Annotated in this window: 21 protein-coding genes; 10 read left to right on the top strand and 11 right to left on the bottom strand. The window is 73.0% G+C overall.

Annotated features, from left to right (window positions below; all coding sequences use genetic code 11):
- Positions 1–252: 252 nt before the first annotated feature.
- Both ACZ7JA_RS20665 and ACZ7JA_RS20660 read right to left on the bottom strand, forming a co-directional pair.
- Positions 253–1473: an acetyl-CoA C-acetyltransferase gene (locus ACZ7JA_RS20665; protein WP_389303574.1), complete on the bottom strand. Its 1221-nt coding sequence runs from the start codon at positions 1471–1473 to the stop codon at positions 253–255.
- A 152-nt stretch (positions 1474–1625) separates the two neighbouring features.
- Positions 1626–2645 (bottom strand): SGNH/GDSL hydrolase family protein, encoded by a 1020-nt coding sequence (locus ACZ7JA_RS20660; protein WP_351664728.1) that lies wholly within the window; start codon positions 2643–2645, stop codon positions 1626–1628.
- A 161-nt stretch (positions 2646–2806) separates the two neighbouring features.
- On the opposite strand from ACZ7JA_RS20660, the gene ACZ7JA_RS20655 reads away from it, so the two are divergent.
- On the top strand, positions 2807–4198 hold the full coding sequence (locus ACZ7JA_RS20655) for a cystathionine beta-synthase (RefSeq protein WP_351664726.1): 1392 nt from the start codon (positions 2807–2809) through the stop codon (positions 4196–4198).
- 340 nt (positions 4199–4538) lie between these two features.
- On the opposite strand, the gene ACZ7JA_RS20650 is transcribed toward ACZ7JA_RS20655, so the two are convergent.
- Entirely contained in the window at positions 4539–4970 is a 432-nt protein-coding gene (locus tag ACZ7JA_RS20650) for a hypothetical protein (protein ID WP_351664725.1), read from the bottom strand.
- A 176-nt stretch (positions 4971–5146) separates the two neighbouring features.
- On the opposite strand from ACZ7JA_RS20650, the gene ACZ7JA_RS20645 reads away from it, so the two are divergent.
- Both ACZ7JA_RS20645 and ACZ7JA_RS20640 read left to right on the top strand, forming a co-directional pair.
- The gene (locus ACZ7JA_RS20645; RefSeq protein ID WP_351664723.1) at positions 5147–6010 is read left to right on the top strand and encodes a MurR/RpiR family transcriptional regulator; all 864 of its coding nucleotides are present in this window, start codon (positions 5147–5149) and stop codon (positions 6008–6010) included.
- Between the two features lie 97 nt (positions 6011–6107).
- Positions 6108–6692, top strand: a complete 585-nt coding sequence (locus ACZ7JA_RS20640; RefSeq protein WP_389303581.1) for a hypothetical protein — start codon at positions 6108–6110, stop codon at positions 6690–6692.
- 16 nt (positions 6693–6708) lie between these two features.
- Here the strand turns inward: ACZ7JA_RS20640 and ACZ7JA_RS20635 are convergent, their stop codons facing one another.
- The 5 genes from ACZ7JA_RS20635 to ACZ7JA_RS20615 all read right to left on the bottom strand — a co-directional run bounded on the left by ACZ7JA_RS20635 (position 6709) and on the right by ACZ7JA_RS20615 (position 10431).
- Positions 6709–7083: a roadblock/LC7 domain-containing protein gene (locus ACZ7JA_RS20635; protein ID WP_199210808.1), complete on the bottom strand. Its 375-nt coding sequence runs from the start codon at positions 7081–7083 to the stop codon at positions 6709–6711.
- 10 nt (positions 7084–7093) lie between these two features.
- On the bottom strand, positions 7094–7597 hold the full coding sequence (locus ACZ7JA_RS20630) for a roadblock/LC7 domain-containing protein (protein ID WP_351664718.1): 504 nt from the start codon (positions 7595–7597) through the stop codon (positions 7094–7096).
- A 34-nt stretch (positions 7598–7631) separates the two neighbouring features.
- Complete coding sequence (locus ACZ7JA_RS20625) at positions 7632–8447, bottom strand: transcriptional regulator (RefSeq protein ID WP_389449817.1); 816 nt, start codon at positions 8445–8447, stop codon at positions 7632–7634.
- Positions 8444–8833 (bottom strand): hypothetical protein, encoded by a 390-nt coding sequence (locus ACZ7JA_RS20620; protein WP_199210805.1) that lies wholly within the window; start codon positions 8831–8833, stop codon positions 8444–8446. Before ACZ7JA_RS20620 ends, ACZ7JA_RS20625 begins: the two co-directional genes overlap by 4 nt.
- 179 nt (positions 8834–9012) lie before the next feature.
- Positions 9013–10431: a type III PLP-dependent enzyme domain-containing protein gene (locus ACZ7JA_RS20615; RefSeq protein ID WP_470809623.1), complete on the bottom strand. Its 1419-nt coding sequence runs from the start codon at positions 10429–10431 to the stop codon at positions 9013–9015.
- 94 nt (positions 10432–10525) lie between these two features.
- Here ACZ7JA_RS20615 and hutU point away from each other — a divergent pair, with 94 nt between their 5' ends.
- From hutU to hutI, 4 genes are all read left to right on the top strand, one after another.
- Entirely contained in the window at positions 10526–12190 is a 1665-nt protein-coding gene (gene hutU / locus ACZ7JA_RS20610; protein WP_389303591.1) for a urocanate hydratase, read from the top strand.
- A 107-nt stretch (positions 12191–12297) separates the two neighbouring features.
- Positions 12298–13500, top strand: coding sequence for an allantoate amidohydrolase (locus ACZ7JA_RS20605; protein ID WP_389303641.1), 1203 nt, complete (start codon positions 12298–12300; stop codon positions 13498–13500).
- Positions 13497–14849: a formimidoylglutamate deiminase gene (locus ACZ7JA_RS20600; RefSeq protein WP_351664710.1), complete on the top strand. Its 1353-nt coding sequence runs from the start codon at positions 13497–13499 to the stop codon at positions 14847–14849. Before ACZ7JA_RS20605 ends, ACZ7JA_RS20600 begins: the two co-directional genes overlap by 4 nt.
- Before the next feature lie 53 nt (positions 14850–14902).
- Positions 14903–16078 carry an imidazolonepropionase gene (gene hutI, locus ACZ7JA_RS20595; RefSeq protein WP_351664708.1) on the top strand — a complete coding sequence of 392 codons (1176 nt, stop codon included), beginning with the start codon at positions 14903–14905 and terminating at the stop codon, positions 16076–16078.
- A gap of 22 nt (positions 16079–16100) precedes the next feature.
- Here hutI and ACZ7JA_RS20590 read toward each other — a convergent pair whose 3' ends face one another.
- Entirely contained in the window at positions 16101–17639 is a 1539-nt protein-coding gene (locus ACZ7JA_RS20590; protein ID WP_470809620.1) for a ricin-type beta-trefoil lectin domain protein, read from the bottom strand.
- Positions 17640–17927: 288 nt separating this feature from the next.
- Positions 17928–18821, bottom strand: a complete 894-nt coding sequence (locus ACZ7JA_RS20585) for an RNA polymerase sigma factor SigF (RefSeq protein WP_351664705.1) — start codon at positions 18819–18821, stop codon at positions 17928–17930.
- 249 nt (positions 18822–19070) lie between these two features.
- Here ACZ7JA_RS20585 and ACZ7JA_RS20580 point away from each other — a divergent pair, with 249 nt between their 5' ends.
- The 3 genes from ACZ7JA_RS20580 to ACZ7JA_RS20570 all read left to right on the top strand — a co-directional run bounded on the left by ACZ7JA_RS20580 (position 19071) and on the right by ACZ7JA_RS20570 (position 21471).
- Positions 19071–19448 (top strand): STAS domain-containing protein, encoded by a 378-nt coding sequence (locus ACZ7JA_RS20580; RefSeq protein ID WP_351664704.1) that lies wholly within the window; start codon positions 19071–19073, stop codon positions 19446–19448.
- Positions 19449–19728: 280 nt separating this feature from the next.
- Positions 19729–20289: an ATP-binding protein gene (locus ACZ7JA_RS20575; protein ID WP_389449808.1), complete on the top strand. Its 561-nt coding sequence runs from the start codon at positions 19729–19731 to the stop codon at positions 20287–20289.
- A gap of 822 nt (positions 20290–21111) precedes the next feature.
- A complete protein-coding gene (locus ACZ7JA_RS20570; protein ID WP_389303601.1) occupies positions 21112–21471 on the top strand; it encodes a hypothetical protein in 360 nt (119 codons plus the stop codon).
- Positions 21472–21556: 85 nt separating this feature from the next.
- Here ACZ7JA_RS20570 and ACZ7JA_RS20565 read toward each other — a convergent pair whose 3' ends face one another.
- Positions 21557–23095, bottom strand: a complete 1539-nt coding sequence (locus tag ACZ7JA_RS20565) for a peptide MFS transporter (protein ID WP_403682395.1) — start codon at positions 23093–23095, stop codon at positions 21557–21559.
- Between the last annotated feature and the right edge of the window lie 358 nt (positions 23096–23453).

The raw sequence follows: 23453 nt of genomic DNA, 5'->3' as shown, positions 1-23453 counted from the left end.
GTCGACCCCCGACTTCCTACATCAGCTTGAAGGGCGGACTAACCAGCTGTCAGTGCGTAACGTCACGAAACGGACAGGACTTTCATGGCGTCGTTTCCCGACTGACCACGCTGACCTGCAACGAAACCTCCGCGAGGGACATAGGTCACATCCTGAGGGAGATTGGATCACAAAACGGCCCAGAACCCGGGGCTTTTCCGGGTTCCGGGCCGCTTCCTGACGTAGGGTGCCGCTCCCGCTACCGAGGGTGCGTCAGCTCAGGCGCTCGATGACCATCGCCATGCCCTGGCCGCCGCCGACGCACATCGTCTCCAGGCCGAACTGCTTGTCGTGGAACTGGAGCGAGTTGATCAGGGTGCCGGTGATGCGCGCGCCGGTCATGCCGAAGGGGTGGCCGACGGCGATGGCGCCGCCGTTGACGTTCACCTTGTCCAGGTCGAAGCCGAGTTCGCGGTAGGAGGGGATCACCTGGGCGGCGAAGGCCTCGTTGATCTCGACCAGGTCGATGTCGTCCACGGTCAGGCCCGCGCGGCGCAGGGCCTGCTGGGACGCCTCGACCGGGCCGAGGCCCATGATCTCCGGGGAGAGGCCGGAGACGCCGGTGGAGACGATGCGGGCGAGCGGGGTGAGGCCGAGCTCGCGGGCCTTGGTGTCGGACATGATCACGACGGCGGCGGCGCCGTCGTTCAGCGGGCAGCAATTGCCGGCGGTGACGAGGCCGTCGGGGCGGAAGACCGGCTTGAGGCCGGAGACGCCCTCCAGCGTGACGCCGGCGCGCGGGCCGTCGTCCTTGGAGACGACGGTGCCGTCCGGGAGGGTCACCGGGGTGATCTCGCGCTCCCAGAAGCCGTTCTTGATGGCCTCCTCGGCGAGGTTCTGCGAGCGGACGCCGAACTCGTCCATGTCCTCGCGGGTGATGCCCTTCCAGCGGGCCAGGTTCTCCGCGGTCTGGCCCATCGCGATGTAGGCGTCCGGGACCAGGCCGTCCTCGCGCGGGTCGTGCCAGGTGGTGCCCTCCTGCGCGGCCACGGCGGCGGTGCGGGCCTCGGCTTCCGCGAAGAACGGGTTGTGCGTGTCCGGCAGGCTGTCGGAGTTGCCCTTGGCGAAGCTGGACACCATCTCGACGCCGGCCGAGATGAAGACGTCGCCCTCGCCGGCCTTGATGGCGTGCAGGGCCATGCGGCTGGTCTGCAGCGAGGAGGAGCAGTAGCGGGTGATCGTGCAGCCGGGCAGGTGGTCCATGCCCATCTGCACGGCCACGATGCGGCCGAGGTTGTTGCCCTGCTCGCCGCCCGGCAGACCGCAGCCGAGCATCAGGTCGTCGATGTCCCGGGGGTCCAGCTCCGGGACCTTGGCCAGCGCCGCCTGGATGATCGTGGCGGTCAGGTCGTCCGGGCGCAGGTCCTTGAGGGAGCCCTTGAAGGCGCGGCCGATGGGGGAGCGGGCGGTCGAGACGATGACGGCTTCGGGCATCACGGCTCCAGAGGACGGAGTTGGGCAGGGCCGGTTGGGAAGTTACCCGGCCGTATGGTTCAGGTCACCGGTGTCGCGGTGTGACACTGGCCGCAATTTACTAAGCGCTTGCTTGGGCCTCCGGGGGTCGGCGGATCTCCGCGGGTGGTGCGTCATGCCGTGGGGCGGGCCGGTTCCGCCTCGCTCACGCGCCGCCGGCGGCGGCGCTTCAGGAGCGCCCAGGGGCCGCGGGGCCCCGTGGGCATGGCCGCCGTGACCTCGGTGCCCGGCTCCGAGGCGGCCTCCGCGGCCGCCCGCGCCACCGGCAGGAAGCCCTCGCGCCGGGACGCGTCCGGCCGTTCCTCCTCGGCCGGCCACAGGCCGAGCGCCGCGCACACCGTGGGCAGGACCGCCATCGCCGCCGTCGCGTAGCCCTCCGCCGACGGGTGGTAGTTGTCGGGGCCGAACAGCTCCCGGGGGTTCGCCTCGAACTCCGGGCCCAGCAGGTCGCCCAGCGACACCGTCCGCCCGCCCTGCTCCACCACCCCGATCGTCTGCGCCGCCGCCAGCTGCCGCGAGGTCCGCCGGGCCAGCCAGCGCAGCGGCTGCTGCACCGGCTCGATGGTGCCGAGGTCGGGGCAGGTGCCGACGACCACCTCCGCGCCGGCCGTGCGCAGCCGGCGGACCGCCGCCGACAGGTGCCGTACCGAACGCGTCGGCGGCATCCGGTGGGTCACGTCGTTCGCGCCGATCATGATCACGCAGACGTCCGGGACGGGACCGGCGGCCGACAGGATCAGCGCCACCTGCCGGTCCAGATCGTCCGACTGGGCGCCCGGCAGCGCCACGTTGCGCAGTTCCACCGGCCGTTCCGCCACCGCGGCCAGCCCCGACGCCAGCAGCGCGCCCGGTGTCTGGCCCGCCCGGTGCACGCCCTGCCCCGCGGCCGTGGAGTCGCCGAGCAGGGCCAGCCGCAGCGGCGGCTCACCGGGGACGTCGTACGCGTGGCCGTACACCCCGTCGGCCACCGGCACCCGGCCCACGCTGCCGTTGCCCACATGGCGCCGGGCCAGTTGCATCTCCGCCAGCAGCAGGCCGACGGCCGCCGCCCCGACGAGCCCCACCCCGCCGCCGCCGTAGGCCGCTCCGGCCGCGATGCGCCGGGCCACTCTCGCCCTCGACATGCTCGTCATGCGTCGCCGCCACCTCCTCGTAGCCGTACACCCACTCCTTGCCCCGTACAGCCCGTGTGCCAATCTCGACGGGGAGTGAACGCCCGGCCGGCCCCGCCGGCGGGGCCGTAGGCTGGCGGAACCACTAAGACCAATGTTTTTGCAAGCAACCGGAGACAACGGTGCGATTCCACGACTCGATGATCAGCCTCGTCGGCGACACCCCGCTGGTGCGGCTCAACAACGTGACCAAGGGCATCCAGGCGACCGTCCTGGCCAAGGTGGAGTACTTCAACCCGGGCGGTTCCGTGAAGGACCGCATCGCCCTGCGCATGATCGAGGCGGCCGAGCAGAGCGGGGAGCTCAAGCCGGGCGGCACGATCGTCGAGCCGACCAGCGGCAACACCGGCGTGGGCCTGGCGATCGTGGCCCAGCAGAAGGGCTACAAGTGCATCTTCGTCTGCCCTGACAAGGTCTCCACCGACAAGATCAACGTACTGCGGGCCTACGGCGCCGAGGTCGTGGTCTGCCCGACCGCCGTGGACCCCGAGCACCCGGACTCGTACTACAACGTCTCCGACCGCCTCGTCCGCGAGACCCCGGGCGCCTGGAAGCCCGACCAGTACTCCAACCCCAACAACCCCCTCTCGCACTATCACTCGACCGGCCCCGAGCTGTGGGAGCAGACCGAGGGGAAGATCACCCACTTCGTGGCGGGCGTCGGCACCGGCGGCACCATCTCCGGCACCGGCCGCTACCTGAAGGACGCCTCCGACGGCGCGGTCAAGGTCATCGGCGCCGACCCCGAGGGCTCGGTGTACTCCGGCGGCTCCGGCCGGCCGTACCTGATCGAGGGTGTCGGCGAGGACTTCTGGCCGACCGCGTACGACCGCACCGTGGCCGACGAGATCGTGGCCGTCTCCGACAAGGACGCCTTCCAGATGACCCGCCGCCTGGCCAAGGAGGAGGGTCTGCTGGTCGGCGGCTCCTGCGGCATGGCCGTCGTCGCCGCGCTGCGCGTCGCCGAACGGCTCGGCCCGGACGACGTCGTGGTCGTGCTGCTCCCGGACAGCGGCCGCGGCTACCTCTCGAAGATCTTCAACGACGAGTGGATGGCCGACTACGGCTTCCTCGAGGACGAGGGCCCCAGCGCCCGCGTCGGCGACGTCCTGCAGGACAAGGTGGCCGGCACCATCCCCTCCCTGGTGCACATGCACCCCGAGGAGACCGTGGGCGAGGCCATCGAGGTGCTCCGCGAGTACGGCGTCTCGCAGATGCCGGTCGTCAAGCCGGGCGCCGGCCACCCGGACGTGATGGCCGCCGAGGTCGTCGGCTCCGTGGTGGAACGCGAACTGCTGGACGCGCTGTTCTCCCAGCGGGCCTCGCTGGAGGACCCGCTGGAGAAGCACATGAGCGCCCCGCTGCCCCAGGTCGGCTCCGGTGAGCCGGTCGGCGACCTGATGTCGGTGCTGGGCTCCGCGGACGCCGCGATCGTCCTGGTCGAGGGCAAGCCGACCGGCGTGGTCAGCCGGCAGGACCTGCTGGCCTTCCTGGCCAAGGGCGGCAACAAGTAGCCGAACCCGCGGTGAACCGCCGGCAACGGCGGCGAACCGGGGATGACCTGGGCCGGTCGGGCCGTTCCGCAACTGGTACGAGCGTGTCACGTGCGCGCAGCACCCGCTTAACACGGGTCGGGCACATTGGTGGTGTCGGCAGGGGCGGGAGCGGCTCCCCGCCCGGGCCGGCGCCGTGCGGCGCCAAGGAACCTCCGGAGCGGCTCCCGGACCTCCATGGACGCCCAGGACGCGCAAGCCCGGTCCTGACCCGGCCCGCGTCCCTCGCGGGGACCGCCGTCGTCCCGCCCCCCGGAAACGGGGGTGCGGCGGTCCCCGCGCACAACCCCTCTTCCCGGCCTCAGTCGTCCCGGCCGGACCGCCCCGCATCGCGCCGGCCGGTGACCAGCTCCGGGTTGAGACGCACCGCCTGGGCCGCGTTCACACCCACGATCCCGATCCAGGTGGCCACGATCCCGGCCATCCCGGCCAGGGCCCCGGAGATCGCGGACAGCGGGACGGCCAGCACCAGCGACACGATCGCGAGGCCGTAGCGGTCCGCCCAGGAGCCGGCCGGCCCGGGCCGCCGGGCGCCGCGCGCGTCCGCCATCCGCTGCTCGGCCAGGTGCCGCCGCACCCGGCGGTCCACGGTGTCGTCGATCCGCTGCTCGACCTTCTCCAGGAAGGAGTCCACGAGCGCGGAGTCGTACTCCTCGCCCAGTTCCCCACGCGCCCGTACGGTGGCGTCCAGATCCTTCTTGAGGTCGGTGTCCCGCGAGTCCAGTGCGCTCATGCGCTTCACGGTAGGGAGCGCCGGCGCCCCGCGCACTGGGGTAAACCCCCCTCTTCGGCGCCCGGGGACCAGGACCGGCCGGATCACGAGACGGGCCTTGCCCGGCTGTATAGGCTCATGCAGAGTTCTAGATGTCTGAATAGACCATGGGTTCACATCCGGAGGGGGAGCACAGCATGAGCGTCGACCGGAGCACGGGCGTCACGGACACCGCGGCGACCCGTCTGCAGGCGCTCTTCGAGGGGCACCGGCTCACGCCGACCCAGCGCCGCATCGCGCACAGCATGGTCCGGCGGGCCGCCGACGTCCCCTTCCTGTCCAGCGTGGAGCTGGCCGAACTGGCCGGGGTCAGCCAGCCCTCCGTGACCCGGTTCGCGGTCGCCCTGGGCTTCGACGGGTACCCCGCCCTGCGCCGGCACCTGCGCGAGGTCGTGCCCGCCGAGCAGGCCGCCGCCGGGCCGGGCTCGTACAACGAGTACCAGCAGGCCGTCGAGGCCGAGATCGAGAACCTCAGGCACCTCGCGGAGCTGCTCGCCGACCCCCGGCCGGTGCAGAAGGCGGGCCGCGTCCTCGCCGCCTCGCGCCCGCTGCCGGTGCTCGGGCTGCGCGCCGCCGCCTCCCAGGCGTACGGCTTCGCGTACTTCGCCGCCAAGGTCCACCCGGACGTCCGGCTGCTCAACGAGGGCGGCACGATGATCCAGGACCGCATCGACGCGGCCGTCCGCGCGGGCGCCACGGCCCTGCTGTGCTTCGCGCTGCCCCGGCATCCGCGCGAGGTGGTCGACACCCTCGCCTACGCCCAGGAGGCGGGCCTGACCGTCGTCACCGTCGCCGACTCCGCGTTCGCGCCCGTCGCCCGCCACTCCGACCTGCTGCTGCCCGCCGCGGTCGGCACCGGGCTCGCCTTCGACACCGCGTGCGCGCCGATGCTGCTCGGGCGGGTGCTGCTGGAGGCGCTGTGCGACGATCTGCCGGACGCGCAGGCCCGGTTGGAGCAGTTCGACGCGAACGCCGCCGCCCGGGGGCTGTTCGTGGAGTGACCCGACGCGCTCTCAGACTCGTCTCACGTTCCGCCGTTAGCGTGGTGCCCGGACCCAGGTGCTGGGTGGACACGCGGACGTGACACGGGAGGCTGACGTGGCGCGCGGAGGGCAGGGACTGGCCCGGGTGGCCGTCGTCGTACGGGCGGGCGCCGCACCGTTGTGGTGGTGCGGGGCGGTGGCCGCGGGTGTAGGAGTGCTGCCGCCCGGGATGACCGGGCGGCGGATCGGGGTGACGGCGGGGGCCGCGCTGTTCGTGGCCGCCCTGGCCGTCGTGGCGCTGGTGCGCAGGAAGCGGTACGACGCGCTCGCCCGAGGGGCCGCGCGGGCGAGCAAGTACGACGTGCTGCAGGACCGGGCGGTGACCGTGCGCAACTGGCGCCGGGGACACCGGTGGTGGCTGCTGCTGGCGTTCGCGGCGGCGCTCGGCAGCTCGTTCGCGGTGCCCGCGGCCGGGGGCATGCTGCTGGCCGGGGCCGGCACCGGGCTCAGGCTGAAGGCGGCGTGGCTGGGACGCCGGGAGCGGTCCGCGGAGACGCTGCTGTGGGTGCGGGTCGACTGGCTCGACCGGCGGGGCGGCGGCCCGGCGGGCAAGGCCGTGAAGGGCCTGCGCGCCACGGGCGTCGCGGCCGGCGACGCGACCCCCGGCGGGTCCCGCCGCCGTACCGCGGCACTGGTGTGACCTCGAACGGCCCGGCCTAGACCTCCAGCTCCTCCTCGATCCGCTTGAGCTGGTGCCGGGCCATCGCCAGGTTGGCCCGGTTCTGCTCCAGGACGAGGTAGAGGAACAGACCGTTCCCGCCGCGGCCCTTGAGCAGGCGGATCAGGTGGTACTGGTCCGTCAGCGTGATCAGGATGTCGTCGATCTCGGCCTTGAGGCCCAGCATCTCCATCGTGCGCATCTTGGCGCGGATCACGTCCGTGTTGCCCGCCGCGGCCACGTTGAGGTCGAAGGTCTTGCCGCCGCCCATCGTGCCCAGCGCCATGCCGCTGGTGTAGTCGACGAGTGCGACGCCGGTGGCGCCCTCGATGGAGGTCAGCGCCTCTTTCAGGGCGGTCTCGGTGTTGGCCATGGTGGTCCTCTCAGTTGTCGGTTGTGGTGCGCGCTTCGGTGGCCGTGGTGCGTGGCGCGCGCGGGGTGCGAGTACGTACGGGTGCGGTTCTGGCGGGCGGTCGTGCGACGGGCGCCGCGGCCCGGGCGGCGGCCTCGGCGGCGTCGAGCAGCTCCCCGATGCGGGCGCCGGACCGGCGGCCCTCCAGGTGGAGCCGGCCGACGTTCACCCGGTCCTGGGTGAGCAGGGTCAGCACGGCGGTGCGGCCGGCCGCGTAGGTGGCGACGTAGCCGCGTTCGCCGCGCACCAGCAGCTCCCGGAAGCCGCCGTTGCCGGTGGCGTCGGCGACCCGTACGGCCACGCCGAGGGCGGCCGCGGTGAGGGCCGCCAGGCCCTCCGGGTCGACGCCGGGGGTGTCATGGGCGACGACGAGTCCGTCGACGCCGGCCGCGAGGGCGCCGGTGAGCTGCGGGACGCGGGTGCGCAGCCGGCGCAGCTCGTCCAGCACGCTCTCCAGGTCCTGTTCGGGCACCATCAGCTCTCTCCTCTCGGCGGCGGGGTGGTGCCGTTCAAAGCGCCTCCAGCGCATCCCTGAGCCTCTTCAGCAGCGCGATGTCGGGGTCGGTGACCGTGAGCGGGGGAGCCGGCGGGAGCGGCGGGCCGGGTGCCGTGGGCACCGGCCGGACGAGCCCGGCCGCAGTGAGCCGGCGTACGTCCACCAGCGTGTGGAATGCCTGCCGGCCCAGGTCACGGGCGATCTCCGGGGCCGTGCGGACGCCGTCCACCCGGTCCAGGACGGCCCGTCGGCGCGGTGGGACCTGCGCCCCCGAGGCCGGGTCGGCGCGGATCAGCGGGGCGCTGTCGGTGGCCGGGTCCGGCCACAGCCGGTGCAGCAGCAGCCGGCGGCGCAGCGTCTCCCGCTCCAGCGCGATGACGGGGACCGAGGGCAGCGGGCCGATCCGGGGCGTGGCGTCGTACCGGAACCGGCCCGGGGTGCTGCTCGGCGCCAGGGCGAAGTACCCGGCGTCGTACAGCGCGTCCAGGTGGCACAGTTCCAGCGCGCCCGAGGGCAGCAGCCCGGCGTCGAGCAGCAGCCGGGCGGCGTCCGCCGGACCGCCGGCCCGCTCGGCCGCTCGCTGCCACGCGGCCGCCGCGAGGGTGCCGTGGGCGGTGAGCAGCACGTTCAGGCCGGGCGCGAGGGGGCTCTCGGCGTGCACGACCCGGCCCCGGGCGAGGTGCAGGGTGCCGTGCTCCCGGACGAGCACGCCGGTCGCCTGCTCCTCGGCGAGCCGCCTGAGCATCGGCGACAGCGCGCCCGCGGTCCGGTCGGCCGCGACCGACCTGTCCCGCACCGGCAGCGGCGGAGGTGTGCTGACCATGGTCATCCCAGCACCAGCCGGTCGGCCATCTCGCCGAGCCGGATGCGGGCGAGGGCCAGGTTGCCCTCCTCGCGGCCCAGCCACAGGTGGAGGAAGACGCTGCTGTCGAAGGACGTGACCACGAACCGCAGCAGGTGGTAGCTGTCGCGGTTGCTGATGATCACGTCCTCGACGGGCGGGCGTCCGTCCTCGGCGTCGCCGGCCGTGAAGGCGCCGTGCTCGGCGGCCAGCCTCGCCAGTTCGGCCGCCTCGGCGGCGGTGGTCTCGTGGTCGCCGCCCGGGGCTTCCCCGACGGATCCCAGGGCCAGTCCGCTCGTCCAGTCCACCAGCGCGGCTCCCCGGGCGCCGGGCAGCCGCATCGCATCCAGTAGGCACTCGTCGATTCCGGGCACGCCGGTTCCCCTCCCCGCCTGTACTCCGGTTGAGTGACAGCGACACTACGCAACGTGTGCGTGGCGAGTGAGGGCTTTGGCATTTTCCGTTGGAACGTGCGCCCGGCGTACTAGGGTGGGTCAACTGACGGCTACTCCGCGCCAGTTGGTCCATTTGTTCGATGCGGCGCGGGAGTGTGTCAACGGCTCCCGGGTGTGCGCAGGGTGGTGAGCGCGGACGCGTGCGCCCCTCCGGACTCGGCCACGACCTCCGCCACCGTCTGCGGTTCCCGCACGGTCGCGAAGGCCAGGTCACCGGAGCCGTCCGGCGCGAAACCGTAGATCCCGGGCCGGACCAGGGAGTTGTAGGCGTAGTGGTGCGCGAAGTAGTACGCGCCCGTGTCCAGCGCCGCCGCGTAGTCGCCCTGCTCCAGCAGCGGCAGCGCGCGCCCCTCGGCGAGCAGGTCGCCGGAGAAGCAGGCCGGGCCGGCCACGTCCTGCGTCACCTCGGGGCCCGGCTTCGGCCGGCCCTTGGCGTCGTAGGCGGCGATCCGCAGCGGCCAGGCCCCCGGCGCGTACACCGTGCGCGTCGCCACCTGCACGCCCGCGTGCGTCACCGCGATCCGCCGCCCGCCGGAGCTCTTCGCGTACTCCACCCGCGCCACCACCGTGCCGTGCTTGGCCAGCAGGGACCGCCCGAACTCGGTGACGATCCCGTACCGCCCGTCGAACAGCCCCGGCACCTCCGCCGCGAGGGTGCGCGCGTACTGCGCGTACGTCGGCGCGGTCGCCTCGCCGTCGAAGTTGACCGGCAGCCCGCCGCCGATGTCGAGCGTGTCGATCTGCCGCCGCCCGATCCGCGCGTTGATCTCCTCGGCCAGCGCGTAGGTCTCCGCCACGCCCCGCGCCAGCAGCGACAGCGGGATGCCCTGGGAGCCGGTGTGCGCGTGCAGCCGGGTCAGCCACGGCCGCTCGGCGTACGCCCGGACGACCCACTCGCGGGCCCCCTCGTCGCGCAGCGCCACCCCGAACTTCGAGGTCTCGGTCGCGGTCGAGGTCGCCCCGATGGTGCCGCCGCCGATCTGCGGGTTGACCCGGATGCCGAGCGGTGACCGGGGGGCCGCCGGCCCCACCAGCGCGTCGAGCCGGTCCAGCTCCTGCGGGTTGTCCGCGTTCACGGCGACGCCCAGGGCCAGCGCCTCGCGCAGTTCGGCCGGCGTCTTGGCGGGGGAGTCGAGGACGGTGTGCTCCGGCGGCAGTCCCGCCGCCCGGGCCAGCGCCAGTTCGCCCGGGCTCGCCACCTCGGCGCCGATGCCCTCCTCGTGCAGCAGCCGCAGCACCGGCACCAGCGGGCTCGCCTTCACCGCGAAGGCGTGCAGCACCGGTGTCCCCGGCGCCACGACCGCGTCGAAGGCCGCGCGCAGCGCGGCCGCCGACTCCCGGATGCCGGTGACGTCGAGCAGTCCCACCACGGCCGCGTCCGGGCCCAGCAGGCCCCGCTCCACCGCCGCGCGTACCGCCTCGTCGCGCCGGGCGGCCCGCTCCCGGGCCTCTGCGTCGGTGTCGTGGTCCACGACCTCTCCCCTCCTGTCGGCCTTCGTGTGCTTCCAGCCAAACATCCGGCGCGCACCGGTGTACGGGCGGGGAGGTGTTGACTAGTTCTATTCAGAAGGTCAGGATGTGAATAGACGTAGTAACAGGAGGAGGCAGACGATGTCGGGACCCCGCCCCGTTCGAGCACCGCGCGGCACGGAACTGAGCACCCTGGGATGGCAGCAGGAAGCCGCCCTGCGGATGCTGCAGAACAACCTCGACCCCGAGGTGGCCGAGCATCCCGACAAGCTCGTCGTCTACGGCGGCACCGGCAAGGCCGCCCGTGACTGGCGTTCCTTCGACGCCATGGTGCGCACGCTGCGGACGCTCAAGCAGGACGAGACCATGCTGGTCCAGTCCGGCCGCCCGGTCGGCGTGATGCAGACCCACGAGTGGGCCCCGCGCGTCCTCATCGCCAACTCCAACCTCGTCGGCGACTGGGCCAACTGGGAGGAGTTCCGCCGCCTGGAGGCCCTCGGCCTGACCATGTACGGCCAGATGACCGCCGGCTCCTGGATCTACATCGGCACCCAGGGCATCCTCCAGGGCACCTACGAGACCTTCGCCGCCGTCGCCGCGAAGAAGTTCGGCGGCACCCTCGCCGGGACCATCACCCTCACCGCCGGCCTCGGCGGCATGGGCGGCGCCCAGCCCCTCGCCGTCACCATGAACGACGGCGTCGCCATCTGCATCGACTGCGACCCGCGCGCCATCGAGCGCCGCATCGAGCACCGGTACCTGGACGTGCGGGCCGACTCCCTCGACCACGCGCTCCAGCTGGCCACCGAGGCCCGCGACGCCCGGCGCCCGCTGTCCATCGGCGTCCTCGGCAACGCGGCCGAACTGGTCCCGCAGCTCCTGGCGATGGACGCGCCGATCGACATCGTCACCGACCAGACCTCCGCCCACGACCCGCTGGCCTACCTCCCCGTGGGCATCGCCTTCGAGGACATGGCGGACGCCGCCGCGAAGGACCCGGCCGGCTTCACCACGCGGGCCCGCGAGTCCATGGCCAGGCACGTGGAGGCCATGGTCGGCTTCATGGACGCCGGCGCCGAGGTCTTCGACTACGGCAACTCCATCCGGGGCGAGGCCCAGCTCGCCGGCTACGACCGCGCGTTCGCCTTCCCCGGCTTCGTCCCCGCCTACATCCGGCCCCTGTTCTGCGAGGGCAAGGGCCCGTTCCGCTGGGCCGCCCTGTCCGGCGACCCCGCCGACATCGCCAAGACCGACAAGGCCATCCTCGATCTCTTCCCGGAGAACGAGTCTCTGGCCCGCTGGATCAAGATGGCCGGCGAGCGCGTCCACTTCCAGGGCCTGCCCGCGCGCATCTGCTGGCTCGGCTACGGCGAGCGCGACAAGGCCGGCGAGCGCTTCAACGACATGGTGGCCTCCGGCGAGCTGGCCGCTCCGCTCGCCATCGGCCGCGACCATCTCGACTGCGGTTCCGTCGCCTCCCCGTACCGCGAGACCGAGGCCATGCTCGACGGCTCCGACGCGATCGCCGACTGGCCGCTGCTGAACGCCATGGTCAACGTGGCGTCCGGAGCGTCGTGGGTCTCCCTCCACCACGGCGGCGGCGTGGGCATGGGGCGCTCCATCCACGCCGGCCAGGTGACGGTGGCCGACGGCACGAAGCTGGGCGGGGAGAAGATCCGCCGCGTGCTGACCAACGACCCCGGCATGGGTGTCATCCGGCACGTCGACGCCGGCTACGACATCGCGGAGTCCGTCGCGGACGAGCGGGGCGTGCGGGTGCCGATGCGTGAGGGTGACGAGGCGTGAGTTCCGTTCGCGGCGGGGGCGGCGCCGCCTCGGCGGGGGCCGGGGCGCCGTCCCCGGGTGCGGCCGCGGCCGCACCCGCCGCTCCCCGGCCACCCTCCTTCCAGGAGATGTGGGCGGAGCTGCTGCCCATCGGCCGGCACCCCGACTCCGGGGGGTACCGGCGGTATGCCTGGAGCGGGGCCGACGGGGAGTGCCGGGCCTGGTTCGAGGAGCAGGCCGTGGCCCGCGGGCTGGCCCACGAGGTGGACCGGAACGGGAACCAGTGGGCCTGGCTGGGCGACCCGGCCGCCGGGGACGCCGTCGTCACCGGGTCGCACCTGGACTCGGTGCCGGACGGGGGCGCCTTCGACGGCCCCCTCGGCGTCGTGTCCTCCTTCGCGGCTCTCGACGAACTGCGGGCCAGGGGAGCGCGTTTCACCAAGCCCCTCGCCATCGTCAACTTCGGCGACGAGGAGGGCGCCCGGTTCGGTCTCGCCTGCGTCGGCTCCCGGCTCACCGCCGGGCAGCTGACCGTCGAGCAGGCCCACCGCCTCACCGACGCGGACGGTGTCACCCTCCCGAGGGCCATGGAGGCGGCCGGCTACGACCCCGGGGCCATCGGGGCCGACCCGGAACGGCTGGCCCGGATCGGCGCCTTCGTGGAACTCCACGTCGAACAGGGCCGCGCGCTGGACCTGTCCGGCGACCGGGTCGGCATCGCCAGCGCCATCTGGCCGCACGGCCGCTGGCGCTTCGACTTCCGCGGCGAGGCCAACCACGCGGGCACCACCCGCCTGGTGGACCGGCGCGACCCGATGCTGTCGTACGCCGAGACGGTGCTCGCCGCCCGCCGCGAGGCCGAACTCGCCGGCGCCGTCGCCACCTTCGGCAAGATCTCCGTCGAGCCGAACGGCGTCAACGCCATTCCCTCCCTGGTGCGCGGCTGGCTCGACTCCCGCGCCGCCGACCAGGCGACCCTGGACACCGTCGTCGGCGGCGTCGAGAAGGCCGCGCGGGAGTACGCCGACGCCCACGGCATCGACCTGGACGTCGTCCGGGAGTCCTTCACCCCCGTGGTCGAGTTCGACCACGCGCTGCGCGACGAACTCGGCCGCCTCCTCGGGAAGGACACCGGCCTCACGGTGCCCGTGCTGGGAACCGGCGCCGGACACGACGCCGGAATCCTCTCCGGGCGCATCCCGACCGCCATGCTGTTCGTGCGCAACCCCACCGGCGTCTCGCACTCCCCGGCCGAACACGCGGCCGAGGACGACTGCCTGGCCGGGGTGCGCGCGCTCGCCGACGTACTGGAAGGGCTGGCCTGCACGTGACCGACGCGACCTACTGGCTGGAGCACGCCTGGCTCGGCGACCACGTCGAACCCGGAGTGGTGGTGACGGCCGCGGACGGCCGTGTCACCGCCGTCCGCACCGGCGTGCCCACGCCGCCGCCCGGCGCCGAGGTGCTGCGCGGCCTGACCCTGCCCGGCCTGGCGAACGCCCACTCGCACGCCTTCCACCGGGCGCTGCGCGGCACCGTCCAGGTCGGTACCGGCACCTTCTGGACCTGGCGCGAGGTGATGTACTCCGTCGCCGACCGGCTGACCCCGGAGACCTACCACGCCCTGGCCCGCGCGGTGTACGCCGAGATGGCCCTGGCCGGCGTCACCTGCGTGGGCGAGTTCCACTACGTGCACCACGCGCCCGGCGGCGTCCCCTACGCCGAGCCCAACGCCATGGGCGAGGCGCTGATCGCGGCCGCCGCCGAAGCCGGCATCCGCATCACCCTGCTGGACACCGCCTACCTGTCCTCCGGTATCCGGAACGAGCACAGCGGCGAGCCGCCCAACACCCACCAGCTGCGCTTCTCCGACGGCACCGCGGAGGCCTGGGCCGAACGCTGTTCAGTTCTCAAGGAACGGGACCACGCGCGGATCGGGGCGGCGATCCACTCCGTACGGGCCGTGCCCGCGGGCCAGATGGCGACCGTGGCGCAGTGGGCCGAGGAGCGGCGGGCCCCGCTGCACGTGCACCTGTCCGAGCAGACCGCCGAGAACGAGGCCTGCCTGACCGCGCACGGCCGCACCCCCACCCGGCTGCTCGCCGACCACGGCGTCCTCGGACCGCGCACCACGGGTGTGCACAGCACCCACCTCACCGACGAGGACATCGCGCTGCTCGGCGGCTCGGCCACCGGCACCTGCATGTGCCCCACCACCGAACGCGACCTGGCGGACGGCATCGGCCCCGCCGTCGCCCTGCAGCGGGCGGGCTCCCCGCTCTCCCTGGGCTCCGACAGCCACGCGGTCATCGACCTGTTCGAAGAGGCGCGCGCCATGGAGCTGAACGAGCGGCTGCGCACCCGCACCCGCGGCCACTGGACGGCCGCGGCACTGCTGCGGGCCGCCACCGCCGACGGCCACGCGGCCCTCGGCTGGCAGGACGCCGGCGCCATCGAGGCGGGCGCGCTCGCCGACCTGACGACGATCGCGCTCGACTCGGTCAGGACGGCAGGGCCGCTGCCCCGGCTGGGCGCCGAGACGGCCGTATTCGCGGCGACCGCGGCGGACGTGCGGCACACGATCGTGGGCGGTCGTCACGTCGTACGGGACGGGGTCCACGCGCTCGTCCCCGACGTGCCGAAAGCGCTCGCGGACGCCATCGAAGCCCTGCGCGGCTGACGCCCGCGCCGCCGCGTTCCGCCGACCCCCGACCGGCCACCCACGAGGACACCATGAGCAGCAGCACCGTCATCACCAACATCGCCACGCTGGTCACCAACGACCCCTCCCTCGGTGACAACTCCCCCCTCGGCCTGATCCAGGACGCGGCCGTCGTCATCGACGGCGACCGCGTCGCGTGGACCGGTGAATCAAGGAAAGCACCCGCCACTGACAACCGGGTCGACGCGGGCGGCCGGGCGGTGCTGCCGGGCTTCGTGGACTCCCACTCCCACCTGGTCTTCGCCGGTGACCGCACCCAGGAGTTCAACGCCCGGATGTCCGGCCGCTCCTACAGCGCGGGCGGCATCCGCACCACGGTCGCGGCCACCCGCGCCGCCACCGACGCGGAGCTGGAGGCGAACCTCACCCGCTACCTCACCGAAGCCCTCCGCCAGGGCACCACCACCTTCGAGACGAAGTCGGGCTACGGCCTCACCGTCGACGACGAGGCCCGCGCCCTGCGCATCGCGGCCCGGCACACCGACGAGGTGACGTTCCTCGGCGCCCACATCGTCGCCCCCGAGAGCGCCGACGACCCGGCGGCCTACGTCGCCCTGGTCACCGGCGAGATGCTGGACGCCTGCGCGCCGCACGCCCGCTGGATCGACGTCTTCTGCGAGAAGGGCGCCTTCGACGGCGACCAGGCCCGCGCCATCCTCACCGCGGGCAGGGCGAAGGGCCTGCACCCCCGCATCCACGCCAACCAGCTCTCCTACGGCCCCGGCGTCCAGCTCGCCGTCGAACTGGACGCGGCCAGCGCCGACCACTGCACCCACCTCACCGACGCGGACGTCGACGCCCTCGCCCACAGCGACACGGTCGCGACCCTGCTGCCCGGCGCCGAGTTCTCCACCCGCGCCGCGTGGCCCGACGCCCGCCGGCTGCTGGACGCGGGCGCCACCGTGGCCCTGTCGACGGACTGCAACCCGGGCTCGTCGTTCACCTCCTCGGTCCCCTTCTGCGTGGCGCTCGCGGTGCGGGACATGGGGATGACCCCGGACGAGGCGGTCTGGTCGGCCACGGCGGGCGGCGCGGCGGCCCTGCGCCGCACGGACATCGGCCGCCTCACCCCGGGGGCCCGCGCCGACCTGCTGCTGCTCGACGCCCCGAGCCATGTGCACCTGGCCTACCGGCCGGGCGTGCCGCTGACCGCCGGTGTCTGGCGGCGCGGCGTGCGCGAGGTCTGAGCCGGGCGTACCCGCCGGCCGGTCAGACGGCCCCGGCCCGCCACCGCTGCGCCGACGCCCCGGCCAGCGGCCGCAGCACGACGCCGTCGCCGTCGTCCGGAGTCACCGCGGTGCCGCTGTCGATCTCCGGCCGGATCGTGCCGTCGGCGCCGACGCCGAAGCGGAGGTTCCGGCCGTTGCGGCCGTAGACCGAGTCGCACTCCCAGATGCCCACGCCCCGGTCGGTCGAGCCGCGGCTGTCCAGGCAGAAGCCGGAGTCGGCGGCCGAGCGCAGCACGCCCGGACCCGCGTCGACCCGCCAGCGCTGGGTGGCGGAGGAGTCGCAGGGCGCCATGACGACGTCGTTGCCCTTCCACAGCTCGCCGTCCCGGATGTCCAGGCAGCGGCCCGTGGCCAGGTTCACCACCTGGGCGAAGGCGCTGCCCGGCGGTGCGAACGCGGGGGACGGCGGCGGGGTGCTGCGACGGGGCGGCGGGGAGGTGGCCGGGGCGTGCGAGGTCCTGCTCGGCGAGGGCGACGGCGACCGGCCGGTGCGCGAGGGCGTCGGCGCCGGCGACGGGGACAGCGAGACCGTGGCCGTCACCGTCACCGGCGGGGAAGCGGGTGTCGCCGCCGTCGCCTGCCGGTCGGCGGCCTCGGACGGGGAGAGCAGCAGGACCAGCAGGGGCGCCAGGGCCACGGCGAGCGCCGCGGCCGCCGGCAGATAGCGGCGACCGGGCGGCCGGTTCCGGCGCGTGGCACGCGGACCGGGCGCGGGATCCGGATCGGAAGGACGGAGGTACGACGTCCCGTGCCAGGGCAGCAGGCCCTCCGCCAGGGTCTGCCGCGGGGTGTCCCGCAGCGCGGTCAGCTCCTCGACCGCGGCCGTGCAGTGCGGGCAGTGGGCCCGGTGGGCGTCCAGGTCGGCGCTGCGGCGGGGACCCGCGGGCCGTACCGCCTCCTCGATCAGACGGCGGAAGTCCGGGCAGCGCGGGTCGTCCGAGCCGGCCAGGCGGTGCCGCAGACAGGCCTGGGCCAGCGCCTGCAACGCCTGCGGGGTGTCATGGCTCACGTCCACGTGGCTCAGGCCCAGACAGGCCGCGGTGCGCTCCACGGGCTCCGCTTCGAGGACGGCGTACCAGATCAGGCCCTGGGCGCGGGAGGGGAGCGTCTGGAACGCCGGGAGGAGCGCCGGTGCGGGCCCGTCGGACCGGCCGCTCGCGTTCAGCACCAGCAGCAGACCGGCGTCGACGCCCGCGGCGCGTTCGTCGGCCGCCCAGGCGGCCGCCAGCCGGGCGGTGAGCAGCAGGAGCTGGTGGCGCAGGGGCACGTTCGGCTCCCGGCCGCGGGCCGTCTCGCGGACCGCCGCGGTGAACGTCTCGGCCGCCAGCCTGCGGGCCGCCGACTCGCTCGCGGTGCACAGCCGGGCGTAGGCGAGGACCGCCGGGTGGTGCCGGCGGCGCAGTTCCTGGAGGGCCGGGAAGGCCGTCGGGGACGAGGTGCGCAGCAGTGCCGTCAGCCGCGCGTCCGGAGCTTCGGCGAGTCCCGTGTCCGCCGCGGCCCCGTCGCCGCCCTGAGCCATCGCATGCCCTCCGTCCGCTCGAACTGTCCGGCGTACCGGACGGTTTGGGGGCTCATGGTGGTGGAGCGACGGGCTTCGGGAAAGACGTTTCCCCGGGTAACCCCGGTAACGGTTCGCGCAGGGCGAGGGCGCACCGGCGCACGCACCCGGGCGGGGAACCGGCCCGTGAGCGGGCGGGCATGAGGGCTGGGGCGCCGGGTACCCGGCAACCGGCGTGGTCCGTCCCGGATACGGCGAAGCGGCCCAGTCGCCGTGGACCGGGCCGCCTGGCACGCGGCACCACAGGGATCACTCCTCGACGGTCAGCCCCTTGCGCAGCCGCACCAGCGTCCGCGACAGCAGCCGGGAGACGTGCATCTGGGAGATGCCCAGCTCCTCGCCGATCTCCGACTGGGTCATTCCCGCGACGAAGCGCAGCGAGAGGATCTTCCGGTCCCTGGAGGGGAGTTCGGCGATCAGCGGCTTGAGCGACTCGATGTACTCGATGCCTTCCAGCCCGTGGTCCTCGTACCCGATGCGGTCCGCGAGCGCGCCCTCGGAGTCGTCCTCCTCGGGCTGGGCGTCCAGGGAGGAGGCGGTGTAGGCGTTGGAGGCGGCCATGCCCTCGACGACCTCGTCGTTGGAGATGCCGAGCCGCTCGGCGAGTTCCGCCACGGTGGGGGCGCGGTCCAGCTTCTGCGCGAGCTCGTCCCCGGCCTTGGCCAGGTCCAGCCGCAGCTCCTGAAGCCGGCGCGGCACGCGCACGGACCACGAGGTGTCACGGAAGAAGCGCTTGATCTCGCCGATGATGGTCGGCATCGCGAACGTGGGGAACTCCACACCGCGGGAGAGCTCGAAGCGGTCGATCGCCTTGATCAGGCCGATGGTGCCGACCTGGATGATGTCCTCCATCGGCTCGCTGCGGGAGCGGAAGCGGGAGGCGGCGAACTTGACCAGCGCGAGGTTCAGCTCGACGAGCGTGTTGCGCACGTACGAGTAGTCGGGCGTTCCCTCCTCGAGCGACTCGAGGCGCTCGAAGAGCGTCCGGGACAGGGCTCGGGCGTCGACCGCGCCGACCTCGTCGAAGGGCGGGATCTCCGGGAGTCCCTCGATCGCCTCGAGGGGATTGATGGGATGATCCAGTTCCGGTGTGGGTGTCGACGTCGCGAGTGGGGTATGCGATTCGTCGAGCCGGGGTGACATGGGTGTCCTCCATCGTTCTCGGCATATGGCTGCCGAAGCCAAAAAAACGTGCACTTACGGTGTGCGGCGCCTCCGAAGCCGGCTGTAGGGCTGTGTGTCCTTACTAGCCCTACCCGCTTCCCCGAGCAGGTCGCAAGTGCGTTCTGTGTTGATATGTCCGATTGTGGGAGGTTGTTCGGGTGTCGGAGTGCGATTGAAAGGCGTAATGTTCGAGGGCATCAGCAGCCACGACCTCGGGAGAGAGACGGCATGGACCACGGGACGGTCGGCAGCGCACAGTCGGGCCGGCTTCTGGTGGAGGTGCGGGAAGAGGGTCCCAGCGCCGTAGTGACACCTGCGGGTGAACTGGACCACCACACCGCCGATCTTCTGCGCGAGCCCCTCGAGGACCTTCTGGAGAAGGGGTTCTCACGGCTCGTCGTGGACTGCTCACGGCTTGAGTTCTGCGACTCCACGGGACTGAACGTCCTGCTCGGGGCGCGACTGAAGGCGGAGGCCGCCGGAGGCGGAGTGCACCTCGCGGGCATGCTGCCCGTGGTGGCACGCGTATTCGAGATCACCGGGGCCGAGGCGGTCTTCACCGTCCACGACTCCGTGGAAGCCGCACTGGCCGGCGACTCCGACTGAGCCCGTGCTCCCGTCGCCCCCGGACGACCGGTGTTTGTACATGGCACCGGTCATGTCCAAACAGGGGGTGTTCCGCCGGATCCGTCGGGCAGGAGTCATCCTGAAAGCCGTCGCCCGCGAGCACGCCGGAGCCGTCAGGGAGCCGATGAACGGCCTGGGCGCGACGTACGTGCGAAGGGCGGACGGAGGAGTCGTGGGCGGACTGTGTACGGACCGCCCGGCACCGATCGGTGCCGGAATGTTGAACTGTGAACTGGTGGATCGGTGAGGTGAAGCGCTGATGAGCACCACCCGGCCTTACTCGCCGGGCGACCGCGGCCCGGAGCCGAGCGGCGCTTCCGGGGCGTCCGAAGGGGGTGCGCCGGAGCCGGGCGCGTCCACGGGGGCAGCCGCGCCGTCCGCGCCGTCCGAGGGCTCGCCTCCGGGGCGTGGGCGGCAGGTACGCACGCTGCGCCTGGACGGCGAGAGCGGTGTCGTCCCGCTCGCCCGTGACTTCACCCGCCAGGCGCTGTACGCGTGGGGCTGGCTGCCCGCCGCCGGCGCCGATCAGCGTGCCGCCGCCGAGGACGTGCTGCTCGTGGTGTCCGAGCTGGTCACCAACGCCTGTCTGCACGCCGAGGGCCCGGACGAGCTGCTGCTCGCCTGCGACAACAAGGTGATACGGCTGGAGGTCTCCGACCGGGGCGCCGGCCAGCCGGCACCCCGTACCCCGCACCGCGCCGGTCGCCCCGGCGGCCACGGCATGTTCATCGTGCAGCGGCTCTGCCTGGACTGGGGCGTCCTGCGCGTCCCCGGCCGCGACGGCAAGACGGTCTGGGCGGAGCTGGGCGCCCCGGCGTAACCCGGAGCCACCCGCCGACGCGCCGGCCCCCCCACCGGCGCGCCGACCACACGCAGGGCTAGCCAGCACCCGCTGGACGAGCGGCCCCTGCCGCCGGGCTGCCTGCCCCCGGGCAGAGCGTGCTCGCACCCGCTGGGCTGCCTGCCCGCACAGGGTGCGCGCCTGTCATGCGCAGAGTGCGCCCGCCGGCGCGCCGAGCCCTTGCCGCCGGGCTGCGCGCCACGCGCAGAGCGTGCCTGCGCCCCGCTCGGCTGCCTGTGCCGCGCAGAGCGTGCCTGCACCCCGCTCGGCTGCCTGTCCCGCGCAGAGCGTGCCTGCACCCGCTGGGCGAGCCTGCCACCCGCTGGGCTGTATGCCATGCGCGGAGGGCGCGCCTGTCATGCGCAGAGTGCGCCCGCCAACGCGCCCGCGCACGCGTCGAGCCCCCTAAGGCGCCCGACCCGCCTCCCAGCGCTCCCTGCTCAAGCCCGCCGTCCCGCTCCCGGCGGCGCACCCCCTCTCGCCGCCCCCGCGACGTGCGCCCCAGCCCCCGTCCCGCTCCCGGCGGCACACCCCCTCTCGCCGCCCCCCCGCGACGCGCGCCCCAGCCCCCGCCCCCTCACCCCCTGACCCGCACCCAAGCGCCCCGCCCTCCGCGGAGCCCCCCCCCGCACCTCAGATCTTGCTCAGAACCGCCCTTGCGATTTGCTACCAAGATCAAATACGGCATAGCGTCCCCGTCGTTCGTGCAAGCAAAGCGAACGGGAACGCTGCCCGCCGGGTGAATGCGCAGTTGAGCGATTGACCATCGCCTGCGATGCCCGGCGGAGGAAAGAGGAGCAAATGATCTGGGGGAAGAAGGTGGCGGGCGGCGTGCTCGCCACCGTTCTCATGGCGACGGGGACCGGCCTGGCCACCGCGGGCACCGCGGAGGCGGCCGGCGCCAAGTACAAGTGCACGGCCGTGGTGCACCTCGACCTGGGCCGGCCCAAGGCCACGTCCTCGTGCAAGAAGTCCGCGTCGGGCAAGACGGTGAGCCGGCACCGGGTGAAGCTGGTGTGCGACGTGATCCGCGGCCGCGGCACCCCGCACGAGATCCCGTGGTACCTGTGGGGACCCTGGGTGAAGCCGGGTCAGAAGTCCACGGTGATGTGCGGTTTCAGCAGTTTCACCCGGTCCTGGTCGGTCGAGACGAAGTCCTGACCCCCTGAACCGGGGACCCGGACGACGACGGAGGGCCGCCGCACGAGACGTGCGACGGCCCTCCGGCCTTGCGTACGGGGGTGCGTCAGCGCACGTCGCCCATCAGCGTCTTCACCTTCCGGCGGTACATCCACACCGCGAATCCGGCGAGCGCCGCGAGGGCCGCCTCCCCGAACACCGCGCCCGTGCCGCCGAGGTCGACCCCGGCGATGGCCGGGTTGGACAGCAGGCTGGTGATGGAGTCGCCCGCGGTGACCGCGAGGAACCACACGCCCATCATCTGGCTGGCGTACTTGGCCGGGGCCATCTTCGTCGTCACCGACAGGCCCACCGGCGACAGGCACAGCTCGCCGACGGTCTGGATGAAGTAGATGCCGACCAGCCACATCGGGGAGACCGCGGTGCCGTTGGCGGCCATGCCGAGCGGGATCAGGAAGAAGAAGAACGACACGCCGATCAGGACCAGGCCCATCGAGAACTTCACGATGGTGCTGGGCTCCTTGCCCTGGCGGTTCAGCCACATCCAGACCCAGGCGAAGACCGGGGCCAGCGCCATGATGAACAGCGGGTTCAGCGACTGGTACCAGGACGACGGGAAGTCGAAGCCGAGCAGCGAGCCGGAGGCCTTGCCCTCACCGAACGCCTGGACGGTGGACGCGCCCTGGTCGTAGATCATCCAGAACACGGCGGCCGCGACGAAGAACCAGATGTAGCCGGTCATCTTCGACTGCTCGGTGGAGGACAGCTCCTTGTCCCGCTTGATGCGCATCAGCACACCGGCAGGGATGATCAGACCGATGACGGTCAGCGGGATCATCGCCCAGTTCAGGGTGAAGTGGCCGGTGACGCCCACGACGCCGTAGAACACGGCCGCGATGATGACCCAGGTCAGGCCCTTGCGCAGCCAGGAGGTCCGCTCCTCGGTGCTCAGCGGCTTCGGGACGACGCTGCTCTGCGGGTTCAGGTGGCGGGTGCCGAGCAGGAACGCGGCCAGACCGATCGCCATGCCGACCGCGGCCATGCCGAAGCCGAGGTGCCAGTTGACCTCCTGGCCGACGGTGCCGATGGCCAGCGGGGCGAAGAAGGCGCCCGCGTTGATGCCCATGTAGAAGATCGTGAAGCCACCGTCACGGCGCGGGTCGTCCGGGCCGTTGTACAGGTGCCCCACCATCGTGGAGATGTTGGCCTTGAGCAGACCAGAACCGGCCGCGACCAGCGCCAGACCGGCGAAGAACGGCGCCTGACCGCCGGGCAGGGCCAGCACGATGTGGCCCGACATGATCGTCACAGCGGCGATGGCCACCGTCTTGCGCGGGCCCCAGACGCGGTCACCGAGCCAGCCGCCGGGCATGGCGAGCAGGTACACCATCGCCGAGTAGACGGACACGATCACCGTGGTGGTGGCCACGTCCATGGCCAGGCCGCCGCCCATGCTGCCCTTGCCGGCATCAGGGCCGCCGGAGAGCAGGTAGACGGTGAGCAGGGCCTTCATGCCGTAGTAGGAGAATCGCTCCCACATCTCGGTCATGAAGAGAGTGGCCAGTCCGCGGGGGTGGCCGAAGAAGGTCTTCTCGGACCCGGGGGTGCCCGGGCGGACCGAGTCCTTCGTCAGGCTGGACGCCATGGTCGTTCCTTGCTGGTCGGGACGCGCGATGGAGCGTTGCGCGCCCGGTGGGGGGTGGCCGGCACCGGCAGGGTCGGGCGTCCACCCCCACGCCCAGGGGGAGTCCGCTCCGGATCGCGGAGCGGCGGACGGCGACCACCGGGATCCACGCCCCGCACGCGTCACTGCGTCCGGAGCCCGGCCAGAGGTCATTCCTTTCGGGGCTGATCTTCGTCAGCCCGCACACAAAAGAGACCTTCAGCGAAAAGTGCCCGCCAAAGGTCCCCGGTGTGCTACAGGCGTTCACGTCACTCTACGTCAGGACACTGCCGGATATGGAAGGACTTGAGACACGGATCACAGGTGTCGCAGGAACCGC

The sequence above is a fragment of the Streptomyces sp. NPDC038135 genome (assembly GCF_055601245.1).
Note: the sequence above shows the minus strand (reverse complement) of the source record. Positions and strands in the feature narration are given on the sequence as shown.

Bases quoted from the DNA above. Each gene is read 5' to 3' on its own strand.
- ACZ7JA_RS20665 (WP_389303574.1), bottom strand. From the start codon at position 1,473: ATGCCCGAAGCCGTCATCGTCTCGACCGCCCGCTCCCCCATCGGCCGC.
- ACZ7JA_RS20660 (WP_351664728.1), bottom strand. From the start codon at position 2,645: ATGACGAGCATGTCGAGGGCGAGAGTGGCCCGGCGCATCGCGGCCGGA.
- ACZ7JA_RS20650 (WP_351664725.1), bottom strand. From the start codon at position 4,970: ATGAGCGCACTGGACTCGCGGGACACCGACCTCAAGAAGGATCTGGAC.
- ACZ7JA_RS20645 (WP_351664723.1), top strand. From the start codon at position 5,147: ATGAGCGTCGACCGGAGCACGGGCGTCACGGACACCGCGGCGACCCGT.
- ACZ7JA_RS20635 (WP_199210808.1), bottom strand. From the start codon at position 7,083: ATGGCCAACACCGAGACCGCCCTGAAAGAGGCGCTGACCTCCATCGAG.
- ACZ7JA_RS20630 (WP_351664718.1), bottom strand. From the start codon at position 7,597: ATGGTGCCCGAACAGGACCTGGAGAGCGTGCTGGACGAGCTGCGCCGG.
- ACZ7JA_RS20625 (WP_389449817.1), bottom strand. From the start codon at position 8,447: ATGACCATGGTCAGCACACCTCCGCCGCTGCCGGTGCGGGACAGGTCG.
- ACZ7JA_RS20615 (WP_470809623.1), bottom strand. From the start codon at position 10,431: ATGTTTGGCTGGAAGCACACGAAGGCCGACAGGAGGGGAGAGGTCGTG.
- hutU (WP_389303591.1), top strand. From the start codon at position 10,526: ATGTCGGGACCCCGCCCCGTTCGAGCACCGCGCGGCACGGAACTGAGC.
- ACZ7JA_RS20605 (WP_389303641.1), top strand. From the start codon at position 12,298: ATGTGGGCGGAGCTGCTGCCCATCGGCCGGCACCCCGACTCCGGGGGG.
- hutI (WP_351664708.1), top strand. From the start codon at position 14,903: ATGAGCAGCAGCACCGTCATCACCAACATCGCCACGCTGGTCACCAAC.
- ACZ7JA_RS20590 (WP_470809620.1), bottom strand. From the start codon at position 17,639: ATGGCTCAGGGCGGCGACGGGGCCGCGGCGGACACGGGACTCGCCGAA.
- ACZ7JA_RS20585 (WP_351664705.1), bottom strand. From the start codon at position 18,821: ATGTCACCCCGGCTCGACGAATCGCATACCCCACTCGCGACGTCGACA.
- ACZ7JA_RS20580 (WP_351664704.1), top strand. From the start codon at position 19,071: ATGGACCACGGGACGGTCGGCAGCGCACAGTCGGGCCGGCTTCTGGTG.
- ACZ7JA_RS20575 (WP_389449808.1), top strand. From the start codon at position 19,729: ATGAGCACCACCCGGCCTTACTCGCCGGGCGACCGCGGCCCGGAGCCG.
- ACZ7JA_RS20570 (WP_389303601.1), top strand. From the start codon at position 21,112: ATGATCTGGGGGAAGAAGGTGGCGGGCGGCGTGCTCGCCACCGTTCTC.
- ACZ7JA_RS20565 (WP_403682395.1), bottom strand. From the start codon at position 23,095: ATGGCGTCCAGCCTGACGAAGGACTCGGTCCGCCCGGGCACCCCCGGG.